At 53.4% G+C, this 25,344-nt stretch carries 23 protein-coding genes and 1 pseudogene; 7 read left to right on the top strand and 17 right to left on the bottom strand.

The window, feature by feature from the left end; genetic code table 11:
- Positions 1 to 7 precede the first annotated feature (7 nt).
- The 12 genes from metK to V9K92_RS05485 all read right to left on the bottom strand — a co-directional run bounded on the left by metK (position 8) and on the right by V9K92_RS05485 (position 14,469).
- Positions 8 to 1,273 carry a methionine adenosyltransferase gene (gene metK, locus V9K92_RS05540; protein ID WP_115051615.1) on the bottom strand — a complete coding sequence of 422 codons (1,266 nt, stop codon included), beginning with the start codon at positions 1,271 to 1,273 and terminating at the stop codon, positions 8 to 10.
- 514 nt (positions 1,274 to 1,787) lie between these two features.
- Positions 1,788 to 2,207 (bottom strand): helix-turn-helix domain-containing protein, encoded by a 420-nt coding sequence (locus V9K92_RS05535; RefSeq protein WP_115051428.1) that lies wholly within the window; start codon positions 2,205 to 2,207, stop codon positions 1,788 to 1,790.
- Between the two features lie 100 nt (positions 2,208 to 2,307).
- On the bottom strand, positions 2,308 to 3,897 hold the full coding sequence (gene lnt, locus V9K92_RS05530; RefSeq protein ID WP_337353524.1) for an apolipoprotein N-acyltransferase: 1,590 nt from the start codon (positions 3,895 to 3,897) through the stop codon (positions 2,308 to 2,310).
- 22 nt (positions 3,898 to 3,919) lie between these two features.
- Entirely contained in the window at positions 3,920 to 5,002 is a 1,083-nt protein-coding gene (locus V9K92_RS05525; protein ID WP_115051430.1) for a hemolysin family protein, read from the bottom strand.
- Positions 5,003 to 5,016: 14 nt separating this feature from the next.
- Positions 5,017 to 5,505 carry an rRNA maturation RNase YbeY gene (gene ybeY / locus V9K92_RS05520; RefSeq protein ID WP_162802387.1) on the bottom strand — a complete coding sequence of 163 codons (489 nt, stop codon included), beginning with the start codon at positions 5,503 to 5,505 and terminating at the stop codon, positions 5,017 to 5,019.
- A gap of 9 nt (positions 5,506 to 5,514) precedes the next feature.
- Complete coding sequence (locus V9K92_RS05515; RefSeq protein WP_307282363.1) at positions 5,515 to 6,540, bottom strand: PhoH family protein; 1,026 nt, start codon at positions 6,538 to 6,540, stop codon at positions 5,515 to 5,517.
- A 51-nt stretch (positions 6,541 to 6,591) separates the two neighbouring features.
- The gene (gene miaB / locus V9K92_RS05510) at positions 6,592 to 8,010 is read right to left on the bottom strand and encodes a tRNA (N6-isopentenyl adenosine(37)-C2)-methylthiotransferase MiaB (RefSeq protein ID WP_336440684.1); all 1,419 of its coding nucleotides are present in this window, start codon (positions 8,008 to 8,010) and stop codon (positions 6,592 to 6,594) included.
- Positions 8,011 to 8,020: 10 nt separating this feature from the next.
- Positions 8,021 to 8,884 (bottom strand): lysophospholipid acyltransferase family protein, encoded by an 864-nt coding sequence (locus tag V9K92_RS05505; protein WP_336440741.1) that lies wholly within the window; start codon positions 8,882 to 8,884, stop codon positions 8,021 to 8,023.
- A 1-nt stretch (position 8,885) separates the two neighbouring features.
- Entirely contained in the window at positions 8,886 to 9,404 is a 519-nt protein-coding gene (rimI, locus tag V9K92_RS05500; protein ID WP_115051432.1) for a ribosomal protein S18-alanine N-acetyltransferase, read from the bottom strand.
- On the bottom strand, positions 9,401 to 10,087 hold the full coding sequence (gene tsaB, locus V9K92_RS05495) for a tRNA (adenosine(37)-N6)-threonylcarbamoyltransferase complex dimerization subunit type 1 TsaB (RefSeq protein WP_336440685.1): 687 nt from the start codon (positions 10,085 to 10,087) through the stop codon (positions 9,401 to 9,403). The genes rimI and tsaB overlap by 4 nt, the downstream gene beginning before the upstream one ends.
- 93 nt (positions 10,088 to 10,180) lie before the next feature.
- Positions 10,181 to 12,349, bottom strand: a complete 2,169-nt coding sequence (locus V9K92_RS05490; protein ID WP_337353925.1) for a malate synthase G — start codon at positions 12,347 to 12,349, stop codon at positions 10,181 to 10,183.
- A 104-nt stretch (positions 12,350 to 12,453) separates the two neighbouring features.
- The gene (locus V9K92_RS05485) at positions 12,454 to 14,469 is read right to left on the bottom strand and encodes a hydantoinase/oxoprolinase family protein (RefSeq protein WP_337353523.1); all 2,016 of its coding nucleotides are present in this window, start codon (positions 14,467 to 14,469) and stop codon (positions 12,454 to 12,456) included.
- A 131-nt stretch (positions 14,470 to 14,600) separates the two neighbouring features.
- On the opposite strand from V9K92_RS05485, the gene V9K92_RS05480 reads away from it, so the two are divergent.
- A complete protein-coding gene (locus tag V9K92_RS05480) occupies positions 14,601 to 15,563 on the top strand; it encodes a cation diffusion facilitator family transporter (protein WP_337353522.1) in 963 nt (320 codons plus the stop codon).
- A gap of 37 nt (positions 15,564 to 15,600) precedes the next feature.
- Here V9K92_RS05480 and V9K92_RS05475 read toward each other — a convergent pair.
- A pseudogene (locus V9K92_RS05475) lies at positions 15,601 to 16,707 on the bottom strand (DNA recombination protein RmuC); the annotation flags it as partial.
- Positions 16,708 to 16,948: 241 nt separating this feature from the next.
- On the opposite strand from V9K92_RS05475, the gene def reads away from it, so the two are divergent.
- The 4 genes from def to truA are packed head-to-tail and all read left to right on the top strand — an operon-like array spanning position 16,949 to position 19,688.
- Complete coding sequence (def, locus tag V9K92_RS05470; RefSeq protein WP_115051437.1) at positions 16,949 to 17,479, top strand: peptide deformylase; 531 nt, start codon at positions 16,949 to 16,951, stop codon at positions 17,477 to 17,479.
- Between the two features lie 9 nt (positions 17,480 to 17,488).
- On the top strand, positions 17,489 to 18,418 hold the full coding sequence (gene fmt / locus V9K92_RS05465; RefSeq protein WP_337353924.1) for a methionyl-tRNA formyltransferase: 930 nt from the start codon (positions 17,489 to 17,491) through the stop codon (positions 18,416 to 18,418).
- Positions 18,415 to 18,909, top strand: a complete 495-nt coding sequence (locus V9K92_RS05460; RefSeq protein ID WP_337353520.1) for a GNAT family N-acetyltransferase — start codon at positions 18,415 to 18,417, stop codon at positions 18,907 to 18,909. The genes fmt and V9K92_RS05460 overlap by 4 nt, the downstream gene beginning before the upstream one ends.
- Positions 18,909 to 19,688 (top strand): tRNA pseudouridine(38-40) synthase TruA, encoded by a 780-nt coding sequence (gene truA / locus V9K92_RS05455; RefSeq protein WP_115051439.1) that lies wholly within the window; start codon positions 18,909 to 18,911, stop codon positions 19,686 to 19,688. Before V9K92_RS05460 ends, truA begins: the two co-directional genes overlap by 1 nt.
- On the opposite strand, the gene V9K92_RS05450 is transcribed toward truA, so the two are convergent.
- The gene (locus tag V9K92_RS05450) at positions 19,646 to 20,260 is read right to left on the bottom strand and encodes a hypothetical protein (RefSeq protein WP_307282344.1); all 615 of its coding nucleotides are present in this window, start codon (positions 20,258 to 20,260) and stop codon (positions 19,646 to 19,648) included. The two genes, truA and V9K92_RS05450, sit on opposite strands and share 43 nt — an antisense overlap.
- A gap of 7 nt (positions 20,261 to 20,267) precedes the next feature.
- On the bottom strand, positions 20,268 to 21,455 hold the full coding sequence (dapE, locus tag V9K92_RS05445; RefSeq protein WP_115051441.1) for a succinyl-diaminopimelate desuccinylase: 1,188 nt from the start codon (positions 21,453 to 21,455) through the stop codon (positions 20,268 to 20,270).
- A gap of 83 nt (positions 21,456 to 21,538) precedes the next feature.
- On the opposite strand from dapE, the gene V9K92_RS05440 reads away from it, so the two are divergent.
- Positions 21,539 to 22,555: a 2-dehydropantoate 2-reductase gene (locus V9K92_RS05440; RefSeq protein WP_307282340.1), complete on the top strand. Its 1,017-nt coding sequence runs from the start codon at positions 21,539 to 21,541 to the stop codon at positions 22,553 to 22,555.
- Here the strand turns inward: V9K92_RS05440 and dapD are convergent.
- Positions 22,552 to 23,406 carry a 2,3,4,5-tetrahydropyridine-2,6-dicarboxylate N-succinyltransferase gene (dapD, locus tag V9K92_RS05435; RefSeq protein ID WP_307282338.1) on the bottom strand — a complete coding sequence of 285 codons (855 nt, stop codon included), beginning with the start codon at positions 23,404 to 23,406 and terminating at the stop codon, positions 22,552 to 22,554. The genes V9K92_RS05440 and dapD overlap by 4 nt on opposite strands.
- A gap of 150 nt (positions 23,407 to 23,556) precedes the next feature.
- Here dapD and V9K92_RS05430 point away from each other — a divergent pair, with 150 nt between their 5' ends.
- Entirely contained in the window at positions 23,557 to 24,399 is an 843-nt protein-coding gene (locus V9K92_RS05430; RefSeq protein WP_115051444.1) for an LOG family protein, read from the top strand.
- A 36-nt stretch (positions 24,400 to 24,435) separates the two neighbouring features.
- Here V9K92_RS05430 and V9K92_RS05425 read toward each other — a convergent pair whose 3' ends face one another.
- Positions 24,436 to 25,173 carry a pyrimidine 5'-nucleotidase gene (locus tag V9K92_RS05425; protein ID WP_307282334.1) on the bottom strand — a complete coding sequence of 246 codons (738 nt, stop codon included), beginning with the start codon at positions 25,171 to 25,173 and terminating at the stop codon, positions 24,436 to 24,438.
- Between the last annotated feature and the right edge of the window lie 171 nt (positions 25,174 to 25,344).

The following is a 25,344-nucleotide window of genomic DNA, read 5'->3' as shown; positions in this document are numbered from 1 at the left end:
TGGCCGCTTAGGCGGCCAATGCTGTCTTCAATTGCTTGGCAAGATCTGTCTTTTCCCATGAGAAAGACCCATCGCGGCCGGGTTTCCGTCCGAAATGGCCATAGGCCGAAGTCTTGGCATAGATTGGCTTGTTAAGGTCAAGATGCTTACGAATGCCGGAGGGCGACAGGTCCATAACCTTGCGCAGGGCTTCCTCGACCGCATCTTCCTTTACTTTGCCCGTGCCATGCAGATCAACATAGACCGAAAGCGGCTGGGCAACGCCAATTGCATAGGAAAGCTGGATCGTGCAGCGATCAGCAAAACCCGCGGCTACAACGTTCTTTGCAAGATAACGTGCTGCATATGCCGCAGAACGGTCAACCTTGGTTGTGTCCTTGCCCGAGAAAGCGCCGCCGCCATGAGGAGCAGCACCGCCATAGGTATCGACAATGATTTTGCGGCCAGTGAGGCCAGCATCGCCGTCTGGACCACCAATGACGAACTTGCCCGTAGGATTGATGTACCAGACGCAATCGTCAGCAATCTTCAGATCACCCATAGCTTCGCGAATATAGGGTTCAACGACGCTGCGGACCTTTTTTGAGTCCCAGCTTGCATCCAGATGCTGCGTTGAAAGCACGATTTGGGTTGCTTCTGCCGCCACACCGTCCACATAGCGGACAGTAACCTGGCTCTTGGCATCAGGTCCAAGCTTGCCAGCATCGCCTTCGCCCTTGTGACGAGCTGCTGCCAGCAATTCCAGAATCTTATGGGAATAATAAATTGGAGCAGGCATGAGATCAGGTGTTTCGCGGCATGCGTAGCCGAACATGATGCCCTGGTCGCCAGCGCCTTCTTCACCTTGGCGATCGGCTGCATTATCGACGCCTTGGGCAATATCTGCCGATTGGGGATGCAGCAGAACTTCAATCTTCGCCGTCTTCCAGTTGAAGCCTTCCTGTTCATAACCAATGTCGCGAATGGCGCGACGGGCGGCAGCACGGAATCTGGAAGGATTGATAACCGGATGGCCTTTGGCATCCTTGACGACAGCGCCGTTTTTATCTTTCTTCAGCAATGTATCCGGAACCCGGACTTCGCCAGCTATTACGACCCGGTTCGTTGTCGCCAGAGTTTCGCAGGCAATACGAACAGTCCAGGGATCAACTCCTGTTTTCTTCGCTTCTTTGTAGATCATGTCAACGATTTCATCGGAAATACGGTCACAGACTTTGTCCGGGTGACCTTCCGAAACGGACTCACTGGTAAAAAGATAAGAACTGCGCGTCACGGGGAACCCCTCTTGAAAGCAAACGAACGCCAGCAGGCATATGCCGACTGGCTGCATAGTGTTTGCCAAGCTGCAGCGGTTCCGTCAATTGCTTTCACTTTTAAAAGGATCGCGCCAAGAGGATTTTTTCCCGTTTCACACCATAAACAGATGAAAAGTTATGGTTGGAGCCTTTCTTGCTTAAGGAGAATCCTTCTAATGAAGGGAATCTTGGGGGCAAAATCGAAGGGTTTAGCGAGGTTGATCTCACCCCATTATGCGTAGGTGCAACGGAAGGATTTGGCCCAATTGCACGCGCCACGGATCGAACTGCATTTGTTACGAATCCAGTCAGCGCGACCGGCGGATTTGAAAGCTGGTTGGTTTGCTTTTGCAAACCAACCAGCTTGGGGTTTCAGCGCGCGTCCAGCCGCTTTGTCACGCAACTTCGGAGAGACGTCGCCCCCGCCACTTTCGGTGTCCCTTGTCACGCCTTTGGCGGAACAGAATTGCTTTTCTTTAAGCAGAAAGACCTCTAGACCGCATCATCCTCTTGGCCAAGCGTGCGTACGAGGTCGAGCACTTTACGCCGGATTTTCGCGTCGCCAATTTTTGCAAAGGCGCGCGCCAACTGGATACCCTCTGAACTGTTCAGGAAACCAACGACATAGGTTGTCTCGTTTTCTTCCTCAAAACCACGAGGTTTGTCTGACTGACCGGGCATGTCGTCAAAAAAGAATGTAACCGGCACGTTGAGGATATTGGCTATTGCCTGAAGGCGACTGGCACCCACACGGTTCATGCCTTTTTCATATTTTTGAATCTGCTGAAACGTTATTCCTAGGCTCTCACCGAGTTTTTCCTGGCTCAAGCCTATCATATTGCGTCGCAATCTAATTCTTGCGCCAACATGGATATCAACGGGGTTCGGACTCTTTTTACTATTATCAGACATGAAAATCTCATTCATATGAAATGGAATTGAAAATGAATTTTACCATCAATGTATCAACGTACCAAATATCACTTTATTCGACAGGGCTGTATCGGAAATGTCAACCAACACGCCTTCTACCGCGCAAAAAATACCCCAACGCCACAATTAGAACCATTATTAATACAACCAGAAATTGAACCGTATGAACCCCCTCTCCCCAAGGTAGTTCTACGCGTCCTGGAAGTTTAGCATCAATCACACCCACCCCATTGAGTGCAAGCGCATCAATGATTCGTCCATAGGGGTCAACGACTCCTGAAAGACCGTTATTGGCGGCCCGCACCATCGGCAGCCCCTGTTCCACTGCGCGCAATTGCGCCTGTCTGAAATGCTGGTAAGGACCAGGAGTATCGCCATACCATGCATCGTTGGTGACGTTGACAATGGCATTGGCGGCTGCGCCTTGGTAGAACATCTCACCCGGAAAGATGGCCTCATAACATATGAGCGGCAGTACTGAGAAACCGCTGATAACCTCAAGCGAGCGGCGCACCGAAGCTGCGCTGAACCCTCCCGGCAGTTCCACCACTTCGCTAATGCCGATCTTTCGGAGAATGCTCTCAAGCGGCACATATTCCCCGAAGGGCACGAGATGAACTTTATCGGCCGCTCCGGTAATTTCTCCCGAGCTGTCGATGGCATAGATGGTGTTGTAGTAGAGAGGTTCCTCCGCCCCGCCAGGCTCTTCCATTCTGATGGCACCAGCCAAAAGAGTCTGCCCGTCAGCCAAATTATCGGCGATAGCTTGCAGTGCTTCTGGAGTTTTCGTCAGAATATAGGGAACTGCTGTTTCCGGCCAAACTATAATCTGCGGCTTAACTTTCCCCTCTGCTGGCTCTTCAGCGGTCATGGCAAGGTACTTGTCAAATATACCGCGCCGCGCCTCTGCATCCCATTTGAGATCCTGCGAAATGGAGGGCTGCACGATACGAATATGCGGGCCGTCGAGTTTGATATCCGCTGTGGAGAGCCGGAAAACGCCGAAGCCGACATGAGCGATGATCAGGATGAGTGCAACGGCAAGTCCAGCTATCCGGCCTTGCTTGGCATTATAAACCGCAGGCATGGCAAATACGATTACCGCCAGAATATTCATTGCGAGCAAGCCCACAATAACAGACGATTGCATCAGAACCGGTATTGGCATTGCGGCATAGCCGATGGCGTTCCAGGGAAAACCGGTTAGCACAAAGGAACGCAACCATTCGGCGAGGCCGAAACCAAGGCCGAGCGCAAATATGCGCCCGATCCCGTCGCTCCATATGAGACGCGCAATTACTGCTGCAAAAGCATAGAAAAATGCGAGAAATGCAGGAAGGCCAAAAATTGCCAAGGGAATTGCCCAGGCAAAATTTGCAGCATCGACCAGCAAAGCATTGCCGATCCACCACAGCCCGAAAACAAAATAGCCAAAGCCGAACCACCAGCCGACTATTGCGGCGGGAACCAGCCGACGGATCGGGCCGCTTCCGGCATTATCCACTGCGCCATCAAGCAGCCAGACCAAAACAGGAAAAGCAACAAATGCTACGGCAAAAAAGTCGTAGGGCGGCAAGGCAAAGCTCGCCAGAGCGCCCATAAGAAATGCCAGCCCACAACGCCGCCAACCCGACAGAAGCACGATCCTATCGATCAGACCCCGGATCATGCCTTGACCAATTTACACAAGATCATTCGTCATCCGCTGATGGCTCGACAACACCTTGGCGCTGGCTACGCGGCCTGCGTTCTGCGTGACGCAGGGGAACAATTCTAACCTTACGTATGCGGCGTGGATCGGCTTCCAAAACGTGAAACTCATATCCGGGAACAGCCTGAACCATTTCGCCGCGCACGGGAATGCGTCCGAGAATCGAGAAGATCAGGCCACCGACCGTATCAACATCCTCACCATGTTCGCCGACGACGAAGCCTGAACCGATCTTTTCAGACACTTCGTCAAGATCCGCCCGTGCATCCGTAATGAATACACCCTCCGGATCCTCGACGATCATCACTTCATCATCGTCATGTTCGTCTTCAATATCACCGACAACCATTTCCACGATATCTTCCAGCGAAACCAGGCCATCAGTGCCGCCATACTCGTCAATCACGAGCGCTATCTGGATGCGCTGCGCCTGCATGCGCCCCATCAAATCACTGGCAAGCATGGAAGGGGGCACGAACAGGATCGTGCGCATCAAGCTCAAATCTGAAATCGTTTTGGTGAGATCAACATTGGAGAGATCAAATTTTGCCGCAACCGGGGACTTGGGCGCGCGCGCCGTTTTTCGTGGCGTTTTAACCCGGGACGTCTTGGTAATGTGATTAACCACGTCGCGGATATGAACCATGCCCCGCGGGTCATCCAGCGTTTCGGCAAAGACTGGCATACGCGAATGACCGGACTTCTCGAATATTTCCAGGAGATCGCCAAGGCTCGTGCTGATTTCGACCGCTTCAATATCAGCGCGCGGAATCATCACATCTTCGACCCGCAACTCCCGCAGGCGCAAAATGTTATGAAGCATTGCGCGCTCTTCAGGAGAAAAGGCCGTGTCACCATGATGATCCTCGGCAAGCGCAGCATCAAGATCGTCCCTTAAGGACGTTCCGGGGCGCGCGCGCAAGAATGGAAAGATCGTGGAAAGGAGCGAGCGCTTTTCTAAAACAGGCGCTCTGGTGATACTTTGCCCTTCGGCATCACTTTCCTGCCCATTCATGCCTTTGGCTGGCGCGGCAGGATCGTTTTGGTGCGACGTGTCAGACATGGTCCTCAATCAAATTAATCGTCTATGACCGATAGCGCATATGGATCAGGAATTGCAAGCCGCGCAAGAATTTTGCGCTCGAGCTGCTCCATCTCTTCGGCTTCATCATCTGTTTCGTGGTCATATCCGAGGAGATGCAAAACCCCATGAACGATCAGATGCGTGAGGTGATGGTCGAAGGATTTTTCTTCATCTTCCGCTTCCCGCACAACGGTTTCGAGGGCAATAACGATATCGCCGAGCATCGGTCCGGGCGCTTGACCCGGTTTGATCGGAAAGGCCGGAAAGGACAAGACATTGGTAGGCTTGTCCTTGTCGCGCCAATCATTATTAAGTTCCTTGATCGCCGCATCATCGGTGAAAACCAGACTTAGCTCGCTGTCGGGCTGGTTTCCGCTAGCCAGCTCGTCCCAAACTGCAGCAATAGCAATTGATGCAAGGTCCGACAGCGCCGCCTCCCCTGGCCAGCCATCGGTTTCAACCAATATGTCAATGTCGATCAAGATACTCCGTCAAGCTTTAGGCTTGGCGCCTTCCTTATCGTAAGCACGAACAATCGCCGCAACCAGCGGATGACGAACCACATCGACATCCGTAAACTTTACGGTGACGATACCCTGAACATCGTTCAAAATATTGAGCGCTTCCACCAATCCGGACTTCTGGCCTGGCGGTAGATCAATCTGGCTCGGATCGCCAGTAATAATCATACGTCCGTTTTCGCCAAGGCGGGTCAGGAACATCTTCATCTGCATTGCAGTCGTATTTTGCGCCTCATCCAGAATAATTGCAGAATGAGCCAGTGTACGCCCGCGCATGAAGGCGAGCGGTGCGATTTCGATAACGCCTGCGGCGATGGCACGCTCAACCTTATCAGCAGGCATCATGTCGTAAAGCGCGTCATAGAGAGGGCGCAGATAAGGGTCGACCTTCTCTTTCATGTCGCCGGGAAGAAAACCAAGCCGCTCACCAGCTTCGACGGCTGGGCGGGAAAGGATGATGCGGTCCACCAGACCACGCTCCAGCAGCATCGCCGCATGGGCGACCGCCAGATAGGTCTTACCCGTACCCGCTGGCCCTACGCCGAACACCATTTCCGACCGGTCAAGCGCGCGCATATAAGCATCTTGCGTCGGCGTGCGAGCGAAGATCGTCTTCTTGCGGGTCGATATCTGGGCTACAGCCATCTTGCTCTTGTTTTCCATTGTGGGAAGCGTCAATTGATCGTCGGCAGCGATAGCCATTCGCAAAGCACCATCAACATCCGATGCGGATATATCATGGCCTTTTTGCAAATGTTCGTAGAGTTGATCCAGAGCGCGCCGAGCCTGCTCCGTTGCTCCTGGCTCGCCACGAATAGCGAGCTGATTGCCTTTGGAACGGACGTCAACGCCCAGCTTCTTTTCGATACGAGCAAGATTCTCGTCAAACTGGCCGAATAGCGCACTCGCCAGCCGATTGTTATCAAATGTCAGTACGATATGCGCCAGGTCCGAGGCTCCGGAAGGAGCGGGTTTCAGTTTTTCGGTGGCGTTCAAACGGCTCTCCTAAAAAAGTATTCGCCTGTTCATATAGTCGCTACTTGTTCCTCAAACCATCTCCCGGAGACCGATAAGGCTGTTGGTTCCCGTGTCAATGATTCGTACATTGATAATGTCGCCGATTCTGCCGCCGTGTACATCGATAATTACAGGTTGTAACCAAGGAGATCGTCCAACCATCTGTCCAGGCACTCTTCCGGCCTTTTCAATGAGCACATCAAAGCTTTTATTCACAAGGCTGCGTTGGAAGGCATATTGCTGTTCGCTGAGCAAAGCCTGCAAACGCTGCAATCTCTCGTCTTTTACCGCTTCATCAATATGGTCAGGCAGATCGGCACCGGGTGTTCCTGGTCGCGGCGAATATTTGAACGAATAGGCTGCGGCGTAGGTAACGTCCCGAACCAGCTGCAACGTCGCCTCAAAATCCTCGTCCGTTTCTCCGGGGAAGCCAACAATGAAGTCACCTGACAGCGCTATATCGGAGCGGGCGTTTCGTATCCGCTCAATCAGACGCAGATAATCGTCGCCCGTATGCTTGCGATTCATCGCTTTCAAAATACGGTCCGAACCAGCCTGAACCGGCAGATGCAGATAGGGCATCAACATATCGAGATCACGATGCGCATTGATCAAAGCGTCATCCATGTCGCGCGGGTGACTGGTAATGTAGCGTAGTCGCGCAATGCCGGGTATCTCGGCCAGCCGGTAAAGCAATTCGCCCAGCCCCCACTCGCGGCCATCATGCCCCTCGCCATGCCACGCATTGACGTTCTGCCCAAGCAGCGTCAGCTCACGTACACCGGCATCGGCGAGTTTTTCGGCTTCTTTCAGAATCTGGGCAACAGGACGCGAAACTTCAGATCCCCGTGTATAGGGGACCACGCAGAACGTACAGAATTTGTCGCACCCCTCCTGGACAGTGAGAAATGCAGTAACGCCGCGGCTTCTCGTCTGCTCCTTTTTGGGAGCGGGCAAGTGCTCGAATTTGTCTTCAATCGCATATTCAGTCTCGACGACACGCTCGCCTTTTGCCACACGCGCAAGCGCCTGTGGCAGGCGGTGATATGTTTGGGGGCCGACAACCAGATCAACAACGGGCGCACGCCGCGTAATTTCATCGCCTTCGGCTTGCGCCACGCATCCAGCAACGCCGACCGTGAGTTCGCGACCCTCTTTGGCGCGCGCATCTTTCATTTTGCGTAGCCGGCCAAGCGCCGAGTACAGCTTTTCAGACGCCTTCTCACGAATATGACAGGTATTGATCAAGACCAGATCGGCATCATCCGCCGTGTCTGTCGGGCTATAACCCTCAGCTGCGAGACTGTCAGTCATCCGCTGGCTGTCATAGACATTCATCTGGCAGCCATAGGTCTTTACATAGACCTTGCGGGTATTGGCCAGTGATGGCGAATGGGCAAGCGCTCCCAACGTCTCGTCCAGCTGATGTTTAATAATGATATCGTCCATGCAGAGGCTTCTAAAGCTTTTTGGCCTCTTTGAAAATAGCCGGATCGGTGAGATTCGTGGCAGTTGCGATCTCCGGCTCGATATAGTCACGGTCCTGCAGCGACCTTTGCATCATCGCCCGCACTTTCTCTTCCATTAACCGCGCCAAGGCTTTCCGGTCAGACTTGCTGTCAATCACAACTGGCTCGCCAAATCGGACATCAACATCATAGGCGCCCTCCTTGAGCATCCCGATAAGGCTGGGACCAAGCTCCACGTCCCCCGGCCATGCGATTATCGGGCGATGAAACCTGCCCATTGGCAGTCCGTGCACCCGCGTATAAGCGATGGCAACAGGTTGGATCGTGACTGTTTCGACGCTGGTTTCGCGGATTGCTACCTGCGCAGCACCGAACAGCGATGTCTTGAAGGGCAATATACGGTTACCGTCTGATGTCGTGCCTTCCGCAAAAAGCACCATGACATCGCCATCGGCAAGACGCGTTGCTATTTCACTTGCCTGATCATGGGTCTTGCCGCGTTTTTCACGCTCAACGAAGACAGAGCGCTGCAACTTGGCGAAGAGACCGAATAATGGCCAGGTAGCCACCTGAGACTTGGCTATGAAAGAGACTTCCGCGATAGCCGATAAAACGACTATGTCGGCCCATGAGGAATGATTGGCTGCAAGCAGCAATGGCCGATTCTGCGCCATTTTGCCGTGCACATGAATGCGAATTCCAAGCAAATGGCGAACAACCTTATGAAAAAGCACAGGAAGCTTTTTCTGTAATGACCAGCCGGTCTTAACGAAAAGCAGTTGGACCGGCAGCAAGATTATTGTGATGAGTGCAAAGCCGGCCGCTGCCAGAATAAGTCTTAGATATGCGATCATCTTAGCGGCCAGAACCCGTTTCGCGATGTCCCAGGTCACGGCGCATCGTCAAGGCCGCTGAGCGTCCTGAGGGCGTTTCATAATAGCCGGGCCGTTTTCCCACCTGTTTGAATCCGAGTCTGCGATATAGGGCGAGCGCCGGTGCGTTCAGCTCATCCACCTCAAGAAACAGCATGGTCGCACGCGCATTGTACAAATGGCGCAATGCCGCGTCCATCAAGGCATGACCGACGCCCTTGCGCTGAAACTGCGGAGCGACGGCAATGGTTAGTATCTCGGCCTCATCCAGAACAAGCCGTGCAAGAACAAAACCACCGGGCTGCGCCGCACGATTTCCCTCTTCGCGCGCGATAAAACCAAAGACGTTGGCTTCACCAAGCAGCGCGTGAAAATCGTCTTCACTCCACGGCTGCCGGAACGTACCGGCATGAATCGGCACCAGATGAGTTGCGTCCTCCCGCGCAAGCGTTTCGATTACGAAGCTGCGCTGACGCAGATTATCGAAAGGCAGGCCCATCATTCTGCGACCTGCCGCTTCAATACGAAACCCTGTTGCGGCTTAACGTCGAGACCACGCAAATAAAGGGGACTGGGCAAGGCTGTGTCTTGTGATCGTATTCCAAGTTGCGCAAACGCTTCGATCGTACCGGTCGCCATTGCCGACGCCACGTCCAATGGACGTTCCAGCTTTGCATTGATCAGCGCTGAGGCGGAACCGGCAAGAACAAGATTTTGCCCATGGCCGGCCAGTTGTTCCACGATCCCGGGCAAGGTAACAATCATGGGCTCGGAGGCAGGCGTACCATCGCTTGCGAAAAACTGCGCATAAAACTCATCGCGGCGCGCATCGATCACACTGAGAACTGGTCTTCCGGAGAGGGCTTTTCCGGCATCATAAGCCAGAGCCTCAAGCGTGGTAACGCCTATTGCCGGACAGCGCAAAGCCAAAGCCAGACCGCGCGCCGTTGCCACCCCTACCCGCACGCCAGTAAAGGATCCCGGTCCAATACTGGTGACGACCTTGCCAATTTCGTTGATTGCAATCCCAGCATTGGCAACGGCTTGTTCCATGATTGCCATCAACCGCTCGGCATGGCCTTTGCCAATATCTTCACTGATCTGTGCCAGCATCGTGCCGCTTTCAGCATCGAAGATGGCAACAGAACAAAGATTGGCGGCGGTGTCGAGCGCAAGCAATTTCATGTGCTATCGCCTAAACAAGAATCAGTCGGCAAACAAGAGCACACTCGGCACGGGCAGCTATTCATGTTGATCGCCGCCCGGCATCGAAAAGGTTTATTGGCTTGCTTTCAACTCCAGGCGCCTGCGGTGTAGGACAGGTTCTGTATAGCCATTGGGCTGTTCGCGGCCCTTGAGAACGAGATCACATGCGGCCTGAAACGCTACCGACTTGTCAAAATTACCAGCCATTGGCTGATAAAGAGGATCATTGGCATTTTGCTTGTCGACGACGGCTGCCATACGCTTCATCGTCTCCAACACCTGAGCTTCATTGGTGATTCCATGATGCAGCCAGTTGGCAATATGCTGGGCAGAAATACGCAAAGTTGCCCGATCTTCCATCAATCCGACATTGTTGATATCGGGCACCTTGGAACAACCAACCCCTTGATCGACCCAGCGCACCACATAGCCTAAAATGCCTTGCGCATTATTGTCGAGTTCACGCTGAATATCCTCCGGCGTCCAGTTGGGGCGCAATACGACAGGCACAGATAGAATATCACTGAGCTTTGCACGCCCCCGCGATTTCAACGCGCCTTGAACCTCAGCAACATTTATCTTGTGATAATGCGTGGCGTGCAGCGTTGCGGCTGTTGGCGATGGCACCCAAGCCGTATTTGCACCAGCCTTCGGATGACCAATCTTTTGCTCAAGCATTGCCGCCATCAGATCAGGCATCGCCCACATGCCCTTGCCGATCTGGGCATGACCGGAAAGACCACATTCGAGGCCGATATCAACATTCCAGTTCTCATAGGCTCCGATCCACGACGCCTGCTTCATGTCGCCCTTGCGGATCATCGGTCCAGCTTCCATGGAAGTATGAATCTCGTCGCCAGTGCGATCAAGGAAACCGGTGTTGATGAAAACGACCCGTTCTTTTGCAGCACGGATGGATTCCTTCAGGTTGACCGTCGTCCGGCGTTCCTCATCCATGATGCCCATCTTCATCGTATTCGGCTGCATTCCCAAAAGTGCTTCTACGCGCCCAAACAATTCAGCCGCAAAAGCAACCTCTTCTGGGCCATGCATCTTTGGCTTCACCACATACATTGATCCGGCACGGGAGTTCATATGCCGGCCATTTGGACCAATATCGTGAAGTGCCGCCAAGGCCGTGATGGCCGCGTCCATAATGCCCTCAGGCACCTCATTGCCATCCTTGTCGAGGATTGCAGGATTGGTCATCAGATGCCCGACATTACGTACCAGCATGAGGGAGCGTCCCGGTACCGTTAGCGGCTTGCCGTCCTTGCCCGTATATTCCCTATCCGGGTTGAGCTTGCGGGTGACTGTCTTCCCGCCTTTTTCGAAACTGTCTTCAAGATCGCCATTCATCAGACCGAGCCAATTGCGATAGACAATGACCTTATCCTGCGCATCCACTGCCGCGACAGAGTCTTCGCAATCCTGAATCGTTGTTAGGGCAGATTCCAACAGAACATCGGCAATGTGCGCCTTGTCTGTTGTGCCAATTGGATGATCGGCGTTAATCACGATCTCCACATGCAGCCCGTTCTTGATCAAAAGAATTGCCGTCGGGCTTGCCGGATCACCGCGATAGCCCGCGAACTGGCTTTCATTCGCAAGGGAAACAGCCTCATTCCCTGATTTGAGCGCAAGTCTACCGTCTTTAACAGTAAGAGCGGAAATATCCGCCCACTGCGCACCCTGCAATGGCACACTCTCATCAAGAAAAGACTTGGCCCAAGCAATGACTTTCGCACCGCGTACCGGGTTGAATGCTTTTCCTTTTTCCGCCCCGCCTTCATCCGAAATTGCGTCCGTACCGTAAAGCGCATCATAGAGCGAACCCCAACGCGCATTGGCAGCATTGAGCGCATAGCGTGCATTCATGACGGGAACGACAAGCTGCGGACCCGCTGTCACGGCGATTTCGGGATCTACATTGCTCGTCGAGACAGCAAATTTGTCGCCTTCAGGCAGCAAATAACCAATCTCTCGCAGGAATGCTTCATACTCCTCCGGTGAGTAACCATTGTCACGCCTGCTCTTATAAAAATTATCGAGTTGAAGCTGGAATGCATCGCGTTTTGCCAGCAAAGCGCGATTCTTCGGCGCCAGATCATCAACGATCTGCGCAAAACCTGACCAAAACTGTGCCGCATCGACGCCTGTTCCGGGAATGGCTTCATTCACAACGAAATCGTGAAGCTCTGGAGCCACTTTCAGACCATTCATTTCGATACGTTCGCCCATGATCATGTCCTTATAGATTTGCATTGCATATCCTTGAACACGCCAAGGCCAGTGCAGTCAATTCTCCGATGGTCTGTGTTGAAATCTGTATCGATTGAAATCGATTAGTGCGCGATCCGCGGACGCCCTGACGCTGTAGCGATCAAGACCGCTTCAATGAATTTTCGCTGATCTTCCACCGTTGCCGCGCTAATATTGCGAATAATTGTAATGTGAGGCTCGTCCGTACCGGCCTCAAGCGCCAGTCGCTGCACCTGATCCTTCAGTGTTGATTCGGCAAATGCGATTGAATCTTCCTCAAGCTGAAAATCCTGAACAGCTTCACCCGCCATTACCCGGAAAAGACCTTCAACAGGCTGGCTTATATGCGCTTCCAGTGACACCCGGACTTGTCCGACAACGGCTCCCAAAGCGTTTGCCACATCCGTATCAACGGGAACGATACATTGAACACCAAGCTCGTCGCCCACAGCAGGGTAATAGACGGGTGCTGACGCTCCAAGTCCGATTAGGGGCCGGTCGATATGCAATTTGATACCGGCAATACCGCCCACCCCAGATAATGCTCGCTGAACGAGTGCGCTTGCGACGGTTTCCTGCCCCTCAAGCCCGTCCTCCGCAAAGACTGTTTCAAGAACGACCTCGGATGAACGCCTGACAAGAGCATCATAGGTTCGGCGTGAAACCTCTTCCGGCGTATCGCAAAAAGGACGACCCGCCCCATCCTTGCGCCTTGCATAAAGAATAGCACCATACCGCGCTGCTTCGGCATTCCAATTGTTCTGAAGACCCAAAACATGACAGGCATCCGAGGGCGTGAACCCCGCAAGATGAACCAATCCGCGAGAGACCAGCCGTGTTATTGCCGCCGTCTGCGAAACCGAGGCCAATAGACGATCAAGCGGCTGTGGCTCTGTGGTCATACGCTCGTAAAGCTCGGCCTCTCCCTTGCTCAGGCCAGACGCCATTTGCACCGGCACACCTGTGCGCAAGGCGAAACGTCCATCTAGCCGTCCTGCATTGACCGCTTTAACCTGACGGGCCAGATGTTCGATAACCATGGAACCGTGATTGGCCGCGAGAAGCGCCAGCGGCACAAGCCGTCTTGGTCCAAGCTTGATCCCGGGTGTCATGGCATTGTCGTCCAGCGACACTTCCGAGTCCCCGCCAAGGCCAAAGGTACGCATCGCCACGGCTTCAACCATGGTGCGAAACCCACCAACTGTGGCACCGTTGGGATCAAGCCTGGGGCGGCCATCATCCAGCACGGCAACATCAGTCGTCGTGCCGCCAATATCGGAAATAATCGCATTGTCGAGGCCGGTCATATGACGCGCGCCAACGAGACTTGCTGCTGGCCCCGAAAGAATGGTTTCAATGGGCCGGTGGCGGGCAAATGCGGCAGAGACCAGCGCGCCATCACCGCGAACTACCATTAAAGGTGCGTGAATCCCGCGCTTGTCCAGAAAACCTTCCGTGGCCGCGACAAGCCGGTCAATCATCGCAATCAGCCGGGCATTGAGTACTGTCGTCAATGCCCGTTTGGGACCGTTCAATTTGGCCGACAATTCATGGCTGCATGTGACTGGCAGCCCTGTCTTATCATGCACAAGATCGCGCACGGCAATCTCATGCTCCGGATTGCGCACGGCAAAATAGGCGCAAATGGCAAAGCCTGTCACTTCAGATTTCAGATGTGGCAATGCCTTTTCAAGGGATGACGCATCGAAAGGTTGAGCACGACCATAGACGTCATGACCACCCGGGATAAATATGACAGGATCGTTGCCAAGAGCATCTTTCAATCCTGCCTTCTCCAGATCAGCATCGGAAAATCCGATCATCACCAATGCGATGCGCCCGCCCTGGCCCTCAACCAACGCGTTGGTGGCCAGTGTCGTCGACATTGACACAAGCCGGATGTCGGCTGGAAGCACAGAAGCTTCGGCAATGATGGCATCGACCGCGCCAGAAATGCCAACACTCAAATCATGGCGTGTCGTAAGCGCTTTTGCCTTGGCAATAACGCCGCGCTCTTCCGACCAGAGTACGGCGTCGGTATAGGTCCCGCCCGTATCCAACCCTAGAAATATTGCTTGCTCTACTGTGGAATCAGTCATGTCGCCCTACACTGTTTGTGGAAGAGTTAGCGCATGAGATGCAAAACCACTAGCATCATACCGACCACTTGCTGCCGCAAGCCGGAACCTTACAAAACATTTGGCGTTCTCCGAAGGACAGGGGGCAGACCATGGCAACACAATCGGCGAAAGCGCATGCCGGATCCAAAAAAGTTATTTACGCAGCAATACTTGGCAATCTTCTGATTGCCGTTACCAAGTTTGTCGCGGCTTTCTTTACCGGCAGTTCCGCCATGCTTTCGGAAGGTGTCCACTCTCTGGTTGATACCGGAAATGGAGCGCTTCTCCTCTTTGGTCTGCGTCGAGCGGCCAGACCTGCCGACCGTACCCATCCGCTCGGCCATGGCCGCGAGCTATATTTCTGGAGTTTCATCGTCGCCTTGTTGGTCTTTGCCGTGGGTGCCGGAGTGTCCTTCTATGAAGGCGTGATCCATATTCTTGATCCGGAGCCCGTTGAAAACCCAATCATCAACTATGTTGTTCTTGGCCTTGCCATGTTGTTCGAGGGAACCTCCTGGTACATAGCGTTGAAGGAATTTCGCACTGTTAAAGGCGACCTTGGTTACGTCGAGGCGGTGCGGATTAGCAAAGATCCAAGCGTCTTTACGGTATTGTTCGAAGACACAGCTGCCCTGCTCGGGCTTGTTATTGCTCTTGTTGGCATTTCCGCCGCGCAACTCTTCAATATTCCAGAATTGGACGGTGTCGCCTCTATCGGAATTTCGATCATACTTGGCGGAACCGCGATTTTTCTGGCGCGAGAGAGCAAGGGCTTGCTGATGGGCGAGGCTGCACTCCCAGAGGTGGATCAGCAAATCCTCGACATTGCCAACCAGGACCCGGCAGTTCAACGCGCCAATGGGGTGCTAACAGTCCATATGGGTCCAAAACAGATCGCGGCGAGCCTCAGTGTGGAATTCGAAGATCACATGCGCGCGCCAGAAATCGAAGCCTGTGTTCAACGCATCGAAGCGGCTCTGAAAAAAGCCAATCCTGATATTATCAGCCTCTTCGTCAAGCCGCAGACGACCGGAACCTGGGAGGTTCGGCGCAAAACCATCGAAGCTGGCTAAGATCGGAATTATCCGTCAGGTCAGATACAGTCTGGCCTTACTCCTCGCCATCGACCACCCGCAAGCGCAACTGGCCTGTCGTGGAAGCTGCCGACCGCGTTGTATCGGGCGCTTTTGTTTCGCCCACTGGCGCTTCCGCGAATTCCAGCGCTTCGATCTTCTGGCCGCGCTTGGTCACCTTGCTGGAAGATACCAGAATATCGTCAATATCCTTGTTTGCCTGAATGAAATGGGTTTGCAGACGCCGCACACGATCATCAAGACGGCCAACATCTTCCATCAACCGGATGACTTCGCCCTGTATCAAATGCGCCTGTTCCCGCATGCGCACGTCTTTGAGCACAGCCTGAATGACCTGAATGGATAGCATCAGCAATGAGGGCGATACGATCACGATACGCGAGCGATGCGCCTTCTGGATCACGCCTTCGAAATTCTCATGAATTTCAGCAAATACCGATTCCGAGGGCACAAAAAGAAACGCCGTATCCTGCGTCTCACCATTGATAAGATATTTTTCTGCAACATCACGAATATGAATCTCGATATCGCGCCGGAACTGAGTAGCGGCGATCTTCTTGCCTTCCGGCGTTTCGGATTCACGTATGGCGTTCCAGGCTTCCAGGGGAAACTTGGCATCAATGACCAGATTTGCTGCACCATTGGGCATGCGAACCACGCAATCAGGTCTGCTTCCATTCGACAGGGTTGCCTGAAACTCATAAGCGCCCTGCGGCAGACCATCGGCGATAATCGCTTCCATCCGCGCCTGACCGAAGGCCCCACGCGTCTGTTTATTGGCAAGAATTGCCTGTAATTGGACGACCTGACCCGCAAGCGTTTGAATATTATTCTGCGCCGTATCGATGACCGCCAGCCGTTCTTGCAGTTTGGCGAGATTTTCGTGCGTGGACTTGGTCTGATCGGTCATGGTCTGGCCAATCCGGGTGGTCATGCCGTCGAGCCGCTCCCGAATGGATTGATTAAGCTCTGCCTGACGCGAACCGAAAAGTTCAGCCATTGTCTGCATGCGACCTTGCATTTCAGATTGGCTTTTAAGAATTTCTCCCATTCGCGCTTCCGCGTCGCGGGCACGATCTTCCGCCTGTATCTCCGCGACAAGCCGCATCCGTGCTGCCCGCATGACAGCAACAATGGCAAAAATCACCACCAAAGCCATGACAAGCGCCACTGTAAACAGTGTTGCGCCTACAGATATTGAGGTCGCGCCGAGCTGAAACAGCGTTTGATCGAGAGAAATTGAAGTTTCCATAACCCTAGAGTAACCGATTCGATTGGCAAATGTGAGATCAAAACATGAACATTTTTATGATTGGGTCTGATGCCGCATTGACGGTTGAAAATCGAGATATTAGGTGAAGGACATGTCAATCAAACCGCTCGTCATCCTTCCCGATCCGCTGCTTCGTCAAGTTTCCAAACCTGTCGAAAGTTTTGACGTGGATTTGCGCAAATTTTCCGCTGATATGCTGGACACAATGTATGATGCGCCCGGCATTGGTCTGGCGGCCATTCAGGTCGGCACACCCATCCAGATGCTGGTCATTGATCTTGCCAAAGAGGACGAGCCGAAGGCGCCGCAGGTTTACATTAATCCACAGGTGCTTTGGTCCAGCGACGAGCGGAATATTTACGAAGAGGGCTGCCTTTCCATCCCTGATTACTATGCGGAAGTCGAGCGGCCCAAACAGGTTCGCGTTTCCTATTTCGATATTGAGGGGAAGCCCCAAGAAGTCGAAGCGGACGGACTTTTGGCCACATGCCTTCAACATGAGATCGATCATTTGAACGGTATTTTGTTCATCGATTATATTTCGCGGTTGAAGCGTGAAATGGTGGTGAAGAAGTTCAAGAAACTCGCCAAGGATCGCCCCACAAGTCGATTGGCGGTTTAGGCGATGAGTTTGCGAATTATATTTATGGGCACGCCGGATTTTTCCGTGCCTATTCTCAATGCGCTGATCGGTCAGGGCCATGAAATTGTTGCGGTTTACAGCCAGCCACCACGCCCTGCTGGCAGGCGTGGACTTGAGCTGACCCCTTCGCCTGTTCACCGGAATGCGGAGCAATTCGGCATCGAGGTCCGCACACCCAAGAGCCTGAAAGATCCGGATGAGCAGCAGGCTTTCATCGATCTCAAGGCAGATGTTGCGATTGTTGTCGCCTATGGCCTGATTTTACCGAAAGAAATTCTCGAGGGCACTCGCCTCGGTTGCTATAATGGACATGCCTCATTGCTTCCGCGCTGGCGGGGAGCTGCGCCAATTCAGCGTGCCATTATGGCCGGTGACCTTGAAACCGGCATCATGATCATGAAGATGGATGAAGGTCTCGATACCGGGCCGGTCGCCATGGTCGAGAAAATCAACATTACGGCTGACATGACGGCGGGCGAACTGCATGATCAGCTTAGCATGGCTGGGGCTGATCTGATGGTGCGCGCCATTGCCGCTCTGGAACGCGACAGCCTGACCCTCACGCCGCAATCCGATGAGGGCGTAACCTACGCCTCCAAGATTACCAAGGTCGAAACCCGCATCGACTGGACCCAGCCAGCCATAGACGTTCACAACCGTATTCGTGGCCTGGCGCCGTTTCCCGGTACCTGGTGTGAAATGGAAATTGGCGACGATCTGGAGCGTGTCAAACTTCTGCGCTCAGTGCTCGCCACAGGCGTAGGTGCCCCCGGAACCGTATTGGACGACGATTTGCGCATTGCCTGCGGCGAAGGAGCTGTCCGTCTGCGGACATTGCAGCGTGCAGGCGGCAAAGCCATGGATGGGCAGGAGTTTCAGCGCGGAGCTAAAATCGCGCAAGGCACACGACTGCCATGAGTGATGTCACGGTCCAGACTACAAGCCCTGACGATTATCCTGAAGTTGCCAACCTTGTCGAGCGTGCCTTCGGGGGAACCGGCGAAGTTGAATTGATTTCTCGGTTGAGAGAAAATAACGATGTTCTGCTCGAGCTTGTTGCCCGGAAAAATGGGATTCTGGCAGGACACATCCTGTTTTCACGCGTGAAGATCACCGGTAAGAACCACGACGCTGTCGCTTTGGCGCCTTTGGCAGTATTGCCGGAGTTTCAAAAGCAAGGTGTCGGAAGTCTCCTCATTCAAACGGCCCATACGAAGCTCGTCGCTGCAGGAGAGACCTTATCGCTCGTTCTTGGCGATCCCGCATATTACGGCAGATTTGGCTATGAGCATCTGCGCGCTGCAGGTTTTGAGAGCGCTTACCAAGGGAAATATCTGCAAGCTTTAGCTTTTGCCGATGCGCCATCGACCGGCGTCCTGCAGTATGCTCCAGCTTTTGGAGCACTCTAATGCCCCGCTACAAGCTTACTGTCGAGTATGATGGTACGCCATATGCAGGTTGGCAGCGTCAGGAAAACGGCCACACCGTCCAGGCCGCCATCGAACAGGCCATCTTCAAGTTTTGCGGTGAGAGCATATCTCTTGGCGCAGCCGGACGCACAGACTCGGGCGTTCATGCCAGCGCGCAGGTTGCCCATGTCGATCTCGTCAAGGACTGGAGCAGTTCAAAAATTCGCGAAGCGCTCAACGCCCATCTCGTTTTTGCGGGCGAAACCGTCAGTATCATAAATGTAGAACTGGTCAGTTCTCAGTTTGACGCGCGATTTTCAGCAACGGGCCGCCACTATCTCTACCGGATCGTCAATCGCCGCCCCCCTGCCCCGCTGGAGGCTTATCGCGCATGGTGGGTGAAAAAGCCGCTTGATGCAGAAGCCATGCACGCTGCAGCGCAGAGGTTGATCGGAACACATGACTTCACCACATTTCGTGCAACGCAGTGCCAATCAAAAAGCCCTGTTAAAACGCTCGATTTCTTGAGCGTCAGCCGCAAGGGCGAAATTGTCGAGATCAGGGCGTCCGCGCGGTCATTTCTGCACAATCAAATTCGCTCTTTCGCTGGAACGCTGCAGGAAGTTGGCTGTGGGCGATGGGATGCGGATGATGTGAGCGCTGCTCTTGAAGCGCGCGATCGGCAGGCGTGCGGTCCTGTAGCACCACCCCACGGTTTATACCTGATCGGCGTAGACTACCCGCTCACCGACGGCATCGCAATTCCCAGAGCATTTTGAAACGTGATCACCATCAATATCGAACCGATGATGAATGCGATGAAAAACGTCGCTGACCAAATATAGGGTTTTTTCAATGCCACATGCACCAGCCTGTAGGTAAAAACGATAATCAGCGCATAAACCATCATGCTCATGCTGCCAATCAGAGTTGGCCAGTCAGGAAAAAGCATTCGTACCAGCGTGGCTGGCACCGTTAGCCACGCACCTATCGCAGATCCCCAATTGGTGGCGACGACATAAGGGCTGAAACGCTTTACGATTCCCAATGGTCGGGCAAGCAATGCCACTATCACCAACGGCAGAACCCAGCTTGCAAGATCGATAAAGGCAGCACTTCCGATTATGGAAAGGCGGCTTCCAGTTCCCGGACGCAAAGCGACAAGGTCATTGGCAAAAACAATCCAGCCCAGAATGAGCGGCGGCAGCGATATTGTTATGGCGTGAAAAGACTGCCAAAAACCGTCTTCCGAAAAATCAAGCTCTTCAAGACCGTCTGCATGACCATTCATCATGCGCCAGGTGCCGCGAAGATAGCGTTGTATTTCGTTCCAGTCGGGTATGTCGTTCATCAACTCGTCACGCAAAAAAATCCGCAATGAACCGCTCGTAAATCTGCGTCAAGGTTTCAAGATCGGCAACCGATACGCGTTCATCGACCATGTGCATGGTCTGGCCAACAAGACCGAATTCAACCACCGGGCAATAGTCCTTGATGAAACGGGCATCTGATGTGCCGCCGGATGTCGAGAGCTGAGGACGCTTTCCCGTCACCTTTTCAACCGACGAGGTCAAAGTTCCGATCAGCTTTTCATTATGCGTCAGGAATACGTGGCTTGGACGATCGCGCCAGACCAGGTCGTAGTTCACCGGCGTCTTCCTACCCGGACGTAGCTTGCGGCGGCCTGCCGCCTTGTCGAGCCTGTTATGTATCTCGGCCATCAGCGTCTCATCGGTCCACGTGTCGTTAAATCTGACATTGAAGGTCGCACTGGCTTCGGCAGGGATAACATTGACTGCTGGGTTTCCAACATCAATCGTCGTTACTTCCAGATTGGTCGCCTGGAAATTCTTGGTGCCCTTGTCAAAGGCGGGATAGAGAAGGCTGTCGACGAGCATGGTCAGGCCACGGATCGGATTATCCGCAAGATGCGGATAGGCAGCATGCCCTTGTATACCGCGCACGATAATCGTGCCCGATAGAGAACCGCGACGGCCAATCTTGATCATATCACCGAGCGTATCCGGATTGGTCGGCTCACCAACGATTGCAGCGTCCCAGCTTTCTCCCTTGGCTTTTGCCCATTCGAGCAATTTACCGGTACCGTTGATGGAAGGCCCTTCCTCATCCCCGGTTATCAGAAATGAGATTGAGCCTTTGAGCTCACCGTTTTTCTCTAGATAGCGGGCAACAGCTGCGGCGAAACAGGCGATGCCGCCCTTCATATCCACAGCCCCGCGCCCATACATCTCGCCATTATGAATGGTCGCAGAGAATGGCGGATAGGTCCATGCCGCTTCATCGCCCACAGGAACCACATCCGTATGTCCCGCGAACATCAAATGCGGTCCGTTTCCGGAACGCCGTGCATAAAGGTTCTCTACATCGGGCGTCCCATCTTCGCTGAAAACGGGTCGTTCGACCGAGAATCCCAACGGTGCCAGCAGGGATTGGACTGTCGTCAATGCTCCGCCTTCCAAAGGCGTCACGGAAGGGCAGGCGATGAGCCGGGCGAGGTTTTGTACTGGATCAGCAGAGGATTTCATGTGTAATGCGATAATGGAAAAGCGCGATCCTGTCACGCTTCACGTGACTGATTTCGTGCCGCTTTTTGCTTGAAGGATGTGTCATGGTCTCCAACAAGTCGCGCATTGTTGTCGCTGGTTCAGGATCAATCGGGTGCTATGTCGGTGGAAGCTTGGTAGCAGCTGGACGCGCGGTCTGTTTTTTGACGAGGCCTCGCACCGAGGCAAAGCTTCGAGAGGCCGGACTTAAGGTCATCGACCTTGATGGGACACAGCAACTCATTCCACATCATGAGTTCGAACTGAGCAGCGATCCTGCAGTAGCCTTTGCGGATGCCGACATTGTTCTGATCACAGTTAAAAGCGGCGCCACCGAGGAAATGGCCGGACTTGCCGCAAAACATGCGCCTGCTGGTGCCATTATCGTCAGCCTTCAAAACGGCGTCGGCAACACGGAAATTTTACGCCGCATACTGCCGGAAGGAACGGTCGTCATTGCCGGAATGGTGCCATTTAATGTCGTCCTGTCCGACAATTCCGCAGAACCGCTCACGGTAAGGCGAACCACTCAAGGCACGGTCCTCATCGACAAGGTTTTGGCTGAACTGCCCCGCGTCCTTTCGGTGCCCGGCCTGCCGGTGCAAGCGCACCCGGATATAGAGGGTGTTCTTTGGGGAAAATTGCTGATGAACCTCAACAATGCGCCAAATGCGCTGTCAAACTTACCGCTTGCCGAGCAGCTGGCAGATCGCAAATGGCGGCAGCTTGTAGCCGACCAGATGAGCGAAGCCCTCAACATCATGACGGCGCACGGCATCGAGCCGGCAAAAATCCAGGGCGTAAAGCCCGCTCTTCTTCCCTGGATTTTAAGATTGCCAAATTTTTTATTTCGCGTCGTCGCGCGCAAGATGCTGGCCATTGATCCGAGGGCACGATCATCCATGTGGGAAGACTTTGCGCGTGGCCGGCCAACGGAAGTGGATTATCTGCAAGGAGTGATTATCCAAATGGCAAGGGAGAAGGGCCTATCGGCTACGCTCGCCCGTAAAGTTCTGTCCTGCGTCAAGCAAGCGGAGGGGAAACCCCTCCGCAGCCATTCCATTGAAGAAATCCGGTCTTAATCGCGCAGAAGCTCATTTATCGAGGTCTTGGAGCGGGTCTTTTCATCGACGCGCTTGACGATAACGGCGCAATAGAGACCTGGCCCCGGCTCACCATTTGGAAAAGGTTTTCCAGGCAGTGTTCCTGCAACCACGACAGAATATGGCGGCACTTCCCCATAAAAGATTTCGCCCGTGGCACGGTCGACGATTTTGGTCGATTTGCCGATGAAGACGCCCATACCGAGAACGGCACCTTCGCGAACGATACAGCCTTCAACAACTTCCGAACGGGCGCCAATGAAGCAATTATCTTCGATGATCGTCGGGCCGGCCTGCATGGGTTCAAGAACGCCGCCAATGCCTACACCGCCTGAAAGATGCACGTGCTTGCCGATCTGCGCGCAGGAGCCAACCGTTGCCCACGCATCGACCATAGTGCCCTCGCCGACATAAGCACCGAGATTAACAAAAGACGGCATGAGGATTGCGCCTGGCGCAATATAGGCGGAACGGCGAACGATCGCATTGGGTACCGTGCGTATGCCAGCCTTGGCAAATTCAGTCGCGCCCCAGCCATCGAACTTGGATGGCACCTTGTCCCACCAGGTTGCGCCACCGGGTCCACCTTCGATGATGCCCATTGGGTTGAGGCGGAATGACAGGAGTACAGCCTTTTTAAGCCACTGATTGACCTTCCAGTTTCCGTCGGCCTGTTTCTCTGCCACGCGTGCTTCGCCGCTATCAAGGAGAAGCAACGATGTCTCGACCGCGTCGCGGATTTCACCGCGTGTTTCAGTGCTGATCGCATCGCGTTCGTCGAAGGCCTTGTCAATCGTCTTTTCGAGGCCATTCAGATCGGGCTTGGACATTTTAAGGTCACTCCATTACACGGGCAATTAATATCAATGGCCTAGTAAGATAAGTCTGCGAGAGGGTCAATCGCAGCACCATAATGTTGGATAAGGAATCCGATTGGATGTCTGCCAGCGTCATCTACGCCGCAGAAGGAGAAGTGAAAATTGAATACTGACGAAAAAAACGGCTGGACGCCATTTTCCCACTCTTCTGAAGCGGTTCGCCGTGTAGGCGAAGCGCCTTCAACACCGCAGACCGAGTCCGACACCTATCGTCTTGCCTTTGCCGATCCCGATTTCATGACCAAACGCGAATTGCGTGCCGTGCGACTGCAACTCGAATTGCTCAAGCCGGAAATGGCTTTGACCGAGCGTGGCATCCGCTCGACAGTCGTGCTGTTTGGCGGGGCGCGCATTCCGGAGCCCGGCGGTGAGGCATGGGCGGCCAAAAACCAGGTTCAGAAGAAAAACCTTGAAGCAAACTCACGCTATTATGCCGAGGCACGGAAGTTTGCGCAGCTCTGCTCCGTCTATTCGGCGACCACCTACAACCGTGAATTCGTCATTGTGACAGGTGGTGGCCCCGGCGTGATGGAAGCGGGCAATCGCGGTGCTGCCGATGTTGGCGCGCCGACGATCGGTCTTAACATCGTGCTGCCGCATGAACAGGCGCCCAACGCTTATGTTACGCCGGACTTGTGCTTCAATTTCCATTATTTCGCGATCCGCAAGATGCACTTCCTGATGCGGGCCAAAGCAATGGCCATTTTCCCGGGCGGGTTCGGGACAATGGACGAAACATTCGAGGCGCTGACCTTGATTCAGACCGGTCGTATGGAGCGCATACCATTCCTGCTTTTCGGCAAATCATTCTGGGAAAAGACGATCAACTTTGAGTTTCTCGCGGAACAAGGTGTCGTTTCTCCTTCTGATCTCGAACTGATTACGTTCGTGGATGAGGCGGAAGAAGCATGGGACGTCATTCGTAAATTCTACGATTTGCCTTGAACGCAATGATGGCCGCGCATTAACTCCAAGCGGCTCTCATTCCTCAACTTGAGCGGGAACCTGCCTGTCGACCTGACCCGGCAGGATCGCGCTCAAAAATGCCGACAGATTATCGGTGACATAATCAACATGATCCGTTTGACCAGGATCGCGTTCCCAAATTTCTGAAAAAGTTGGTTCGAAATTGTGCGGCACGATCAATACTGTTTTCATGCCAAGCGCTTTGGGCTCGATGAGATTACGAGCAAGATCCTCAAACATGACGCTGCAGCCGGGGTCTATCTTGTACAGGTCTAGAAACCGGTCATAGGTCGCCCTTTCAGGCTTGGGCATCAACTGAGCGGCGACAATATCAAAAATATCGTCAAACTCGTCCAGAACGCCTAGCTGTCTGGCGGCGCGTTCCGCATGACCGCGATCACCATTGGTGAAGATAAATTTGCGGCCCGGCAATTGGCGAAGCGCGATGGTCAATGATGGATCGGGAACCAGCCAAGAATAATCGATATCATGCACTTTCTGCAGAAAGTCATCTGAATCAATATCATAACGATCCATCAATCCCTTGAGGGTCGTGCCATATTCTTTGTAAAATTGTTTTTGTACAATGCGCGCATCTGCACGCGAAAGCTTCAACAAATCGGCTACATAACCCGTCATTTTCATATCAATCTGTGAAAACAGGTTGGAATGATGCGGGTAAAGGGTATTGTCGAGATCGAAAACCCAATCTGTCACATGGGCAAAACTTAAAGGATCTGGTTGGTTTGTCATATTCGCTTGGGTTTCCGCTCAGCTTTCCATCATAGAAAATTGGAGACTCTGCTCATTCTTTTGAAGCAATAGGAGAAAACCGACTTAACTGCGACCGCTTTTAAGTTTTTCGCTAACTGCTGTTTCATGAATTCGTCGTAGTAAACCGTGTTGTTGCTTCCGAGGTTAGGG

The sequence above is a fragment of the Phyllobacterium sp. CCNWLW109 genome (assembly GCF_037203905.1).
GTDB lineage: Bacteria > Pseudomonadota > Alphaproteobacteria > Rhizobiales > Rhizobiaceae > Phyllobacterium > Phyllobacterium ifriqiyense.
The sequence above is the reverse complement of the archived record's forward strand: the minus strand, read 5'-3'. Positions and strand labels throughout refer to the sequence as shown.

Bases quoted from the DNA above. Each gene is read 5' to 3' on its own strand.
- V9K92_RS05480 (WP_337353522.1), top strand. From the start codon at position 14,601: ATGGCAACACAATCGGCGAAAGCGCATGCCGGATCCAAAAAAGTTATT.
- V9K92_RS05505 (WP_336440741.1), bottom strand. From the start codon at position 8,884: ATGATCGCATATCTAAGACTTATTCTGGCAGCGGCCGGCTTTGCACTC.
- lnt (WP_337353524.1), bottom strand. From the start codon at position 3,897: ATGATCCGGGGTCTGATCGATAGGATCGTGCTTCTGTCGGGTTGGCGG.
- V9K92_RS05525 (WP_115051430.1), bottom strand. From the start codon at position 5,002: ATGTCTGACACGTCGCACCAAAACGATCCTGCCGCGCCAGCCAAAGGC.
- truA (WP_115051439.1), top strand. From the start codon at position 18,909: ATGCCCCGCTACAAGCTTACTGTCGAGTATGATGGTACGCCATATGCA.
- V9K92_RS05490 (WP_337353925.1), bottom strand. From the start codon at position 12,349: ATGGGCGAACGTATCGAAATGAATGGTCTGAAAGTGGCTCCAGAGCTT.
- def (WP_115051437.1), top strand. From the start codon at position 16,949: ATGTCAATCAAACCGCTCGTCATCCTTCCCGATCCGCTGCTTCGTCAA.
- tsaB (WP_336440685.1), bottom strand. From the start codon at position 10,087: ATGAAATTGCTTGCGCTCGACACCGCCGCCAATCTTTGTTCTGTTGCC.
- dapD (WP_307282338.1), bottom strand. From the start codon at position 23,406: ATGTCCAAGCCCGATCTGAATGGCCTCGAAAAGACGATTGACAAGGCC.
- V9K92_RS05425 (WP_307282334.1), bottom strand. From the start codon at position 25,173: ATGACAAACCAACCAGATCCTTTAAGTTTTGCCCATGTGACAGATTGG.
- V9K92_RS05535 (WP_115051428.1), bottom strand. From the start codon at position 2,207: ATGTCTGATAATAGTAAAAAGAGTCCGAACCCCGTTGATATCCATGTT.
- dapE (WP_115051441.1), bottom strand. From the start codon at position 21,455: ATGAAATCCTCTGCTGATCCAGTACAAAACCTCGCCCGGCTCATCGCC.
- V9K92_RS05440 (WP_307282340.1), top strand. From the start codon at position 21,539: ATGGTCTCCAACAAGTCGCGCATTGTTGTCGCTGGTTCAGGATCAATC.
- V9K92_RS05450 (WP_307282344.1), bottom strand. From the start codon at position 20,260: ATGAACGACATACCCGACTGGAACGAAATACAACGCTATCTTCGCGGC.
- rimI (WP_115051432.1), bottom strand. From the start codon at position 9,404: ATGATGGGCCTGCCTTTCGATAATCTGCGTCAGCGCAGCTTCGTAATC.
- V9K92_RS05485 (WP_337353523.1), bottom strand. From the start codon at position 14,469: ATGACTGATTCCACAGTAGAGCAAGCAATATTTCTAGGGTTGGATACG.
- miaB (WP_336440684.1), bottom strand. From the start codon at position 8,010: ATGGACGATATCATTATTAAACATCAGCTGGACGAGACGTTGGGAGCG.
- V9K92_RS05460 (WP_337353520.1), top strand. From the start codon at position 18,415: ATGAGTGATGTCACGGTCCAGACTACAAGCCCTGACGATTATCCTGAA.